The following is a 2,587-nucleotide window of genomic DNA, read 5'->3' as shown; positions in this document are numbered from 1 at the left end:
TCAACGTCCGCATTGCCGTGCCCGAAGGGTATGACAGCGACAGCAATTTTATCGCTGCGGCAAAAGCGGCCGGTGCAAAAATAACACTCACCCGTGATGCGGCCGAGGCTGTAGCGGGTGCAGATGTCGTCGTGACCGACACTTGGGTGTCCATGGGGCAGGAACATGCCCACAACAAGATTGCAGCTATGATGCCTTATCAGGTGACGGAGCGCCTTATGACGGCGGCAAAACCCGAAGCAGCTTTCCTCCATTGTCTGCCTGCCCATCGCGGTGAAGAAGTCACGGACGCGGTGATTGACGGGCCACAATCGCTAATTTGGAATGAGGCAGAAAACCGGCTTCACGCGCAAAAATCGATTTTATTGTGGTGCTTTGGAAAACTATAATGCCCGACCAATCGGAAACATTAATCAATCAGCCACTACGCTTTTCCATACCCATGCGCGATGCGCGCGGGCGTTTGGTGCGTTTGGACGATGTTCTGACCGAGATACTGGCTGCACACGCTTACCCGCCATTGATTGAGCGCACATTGGCCGAAGCATTGGTGTTGACGGCATTGCTTGGTGCTTCGCTGAAGGAAAAGGGAAGCCAACTCACGTTGCAGACCCAGACCGAAAAGGGCGCAATCCGCTTGCTGGCTTGCGATTACAAGGATGGCGCCTTGCGCGGCTATGCTCAGTTCGACGCAGCAACTGCTGCCGCATTGCCTCAGGATGCGACTTTGTTCGGGATTTTCGGGCAAGGCTATCTAGCGATCACTTTTGACCGCATGAAACCGGCCAGCGAAGGCGGCGGCCGTTATCAGGGCATCGTGCCGCTTGAGGGCGAAACGCTGGCGGATGCGGCGCAGAATTACTTTGTTCAGTCCGAACAAATCCCGACGTTTATTCGCGTTGCGGTCGACCACGTGAATGGCCGTTGCGTTGCTGGCGGTCTTTTGGTCCAGCACCTGCCCGAAGGCGAAGAGGGCCGGGAACGGTTGCACGTGCGGTTGGACCATCCTGAATGGGAGCATATCGAAGTGCTTTCTTCTACGATAGCGACTGCTGAACTTGCCGACCCCTCGTTACCGCTCGAGGAGATCGTCTGGCGGCTGTTCCACGAAGAACAGGAAGTGCGCATTGAGCAAGGAGATCTTTTGACCAAGGGTTGCCGCTGCGATCCCGTCCACATCCGCGATGTTATTGCGAAGTTTCCTGCTGTTGACCGGGCGGAAATGGCGGATGAGGCAGGCGATATTGTTGTCGATTGTGAATTTTGCTCGCGCCGCTTCCCGATCAGTCTAGCGAGCTTGAACAATTAGGTTGGGCGCATCGTATGCGCATAGTCACTCGTCGTTCATACCGCACATTCTATCGTGCAAAATGTTACAAATGATGTTATGCAAACGCCAGATAACAGGTCGCTTCGCTGAAACTGATTGGTTTACGGATAGAAGCTTATGAACATGAAACGCACTTTATTTTGGATCGTTGGGCCCCTTGCCTTGGTACCGATTACAGCAGCGTTGGCCGTTTCGGCTAATGGTGATACCCCTATGCTCGATACTTTGGAGCGCGGAATGTGGCAATTGCGCTCCTCAGGCAATAATGAACCAACGACGAAAATTTGCTTAGGGAAACCTGAAAGCCTGTTGCAAATCCGCCATAGCGGGTTGGCGTGTGAGCAATATGTCGTGCGCACAACCGAGAACTCCGTCACTGTCAGTTATACCTGCAAAGGCGAAGGGCAGGGGCTGACGACAATCCGGAAGGAATCCAATCGGATCGTCCATATTCAATCCCAGGGCATTCGCGACAACGCGCCCTTTTCATTTTCAGTCGAAGGCCGAAAAACAGGCACCTGCTGATTATGGAATTTCCCGCATCATGGCCGATGGGCTGTTAATCAGATATTTACCATCTTGAAGATAAAAGATCAGGGTATCTTCTCGGAGATACGCTTTCCTCCCTAGTTGGCTTAAAAGCCGTAACTGGGCCGCCCGCTGAAAAGCCAGGCGGCCCATTTTTTATCAGAACGCCGCAATGCCCGTGATGGCGCGGCCGAGAATGAGCGCATGCACATCATGCGCGCCCTCATAGGTGTTGACCGTTTCAGGTTCACCATGTGGCGCATGACCTGATATTCTTCGCTGATACCGTTGCCGCCATGCATGTCGCGCGCGGCGCGGGCGATATCGAGCGCCTTGCCAACATTGTTGCGCTTGACGATGGAAATCATATCCGGCGCTAGCTGGCCCTCATCCATAAGGCGACCAACGCGCAACGAGGCTTGAAGCCCGAGCGCAATGTCGGTCATCATATCAGCAAGCTTTTTCTGATAGAGCTGATTTGCAGCCAAAGGCTTACCAAATTGATGGCGATCAAGACCATATTGACGTGCGGCGTGCATACAGAATTCTGCTGCGCCTAATGCCCCCCAACTTATTCCGTACCGTGCGCGGTTGAGGCATCCGAAAGGACCTTTCAGGCCCTGCACATCAGGCAGCAAGGCATCTTCGCCGACTTCGACATTGTCCATGACAATCATGCCTGTGGTCGATGCCCGCAGCGAGAGCTTGCCTTGAATTTTTGGCGCGGAC

2 protein-coding genes and 2 pseudogenes are annotated in these 2,587 nt (G+C 53.9%); 3 read left to right on the top strand and 1 reads right to left on the bottom strand.

Going from position 1 to position 2,587, the window contains the following annotated elements; all coding sequences use genetic code 11:
- From ACLL9E_RS01925 to ACLL9E_RS01915, 3 genes and pseudogenes are all read left to right on the top strand, one after another.
- Positions 1–389: pseudogene (locus ACLL9E_RS01925) on the top strand (ornithine carbamoyltransferase); the annotation flags it as partial.
- Positions 389–1,309, top strand: coding sequence for an Hsp33 family molecular chaperone HslO (locus ACLL9E_RS01920; protein ID WP_411290056.1), 921 nt, complete (start codon positions 389–391; stop codon positions 1,307–1,309). The pseudogene ACLL9E_RS01925 and the gene ACLL9E_RS01920, both read left to right, overlap by 1 nt.
- Before the next feature lie 138 nt (positions 1,310–1,447).
- Positions 1,448–1,855, top strand: a complete 408-nt coding sequence (locus tag ACLL9E_RS01915) for a hypothetical protein (protein ID WP_411290055.1) — start codon at positions 1,448–1,450, stop codon at positions 1,853–1,855.
- A 162-nt stretch (positions 1,856–2,017) separates the two neighbouring features.
- On the opposite strand, the pseudogene ACLL9E_RS01910 reads toward ACLL9E_RS01915, so the two are convergent.
- A pseudogene (locus ACLL9E_RS01910) lies at positions 2,018–2,587 on the bottom strand (acyl-CoA dehydrogenase family protein); the annotation flags it as partial.

Origin of the sequence: Sphingorhabdus sp. (assembly GCF_046596595.1) — a bacterium.
Lineage (GTDB): Bacteria > Pseudomonadota > Alphaproteobacteria > Sphingomonadales > Sphingomonadaceae > Sphingorhabdus_B.
The sequence above is the reverse complement of the archived record's forward strand: the minus strand, read 5'-3'. Positions and strand labels throughout refer to the sequence as shown.

Bases quoted from the DNA above. Each gene is read 5' to 3' on its own strand.
- ACLL9E_RS01915 (WP_411290055.1), top strand. From the start codon at position 1,448: ATGAACATGAAACGCACTTTATTTTGGATCGTTGGGCCCCTTGCCTTG.
- ACLL9E_RS01920 (WP_411290056.1), top strand. From the start codon at position 389: ATGCCCGACCAATCGGAAACATTAATCAATCAGCCACTACGCTTTTCC.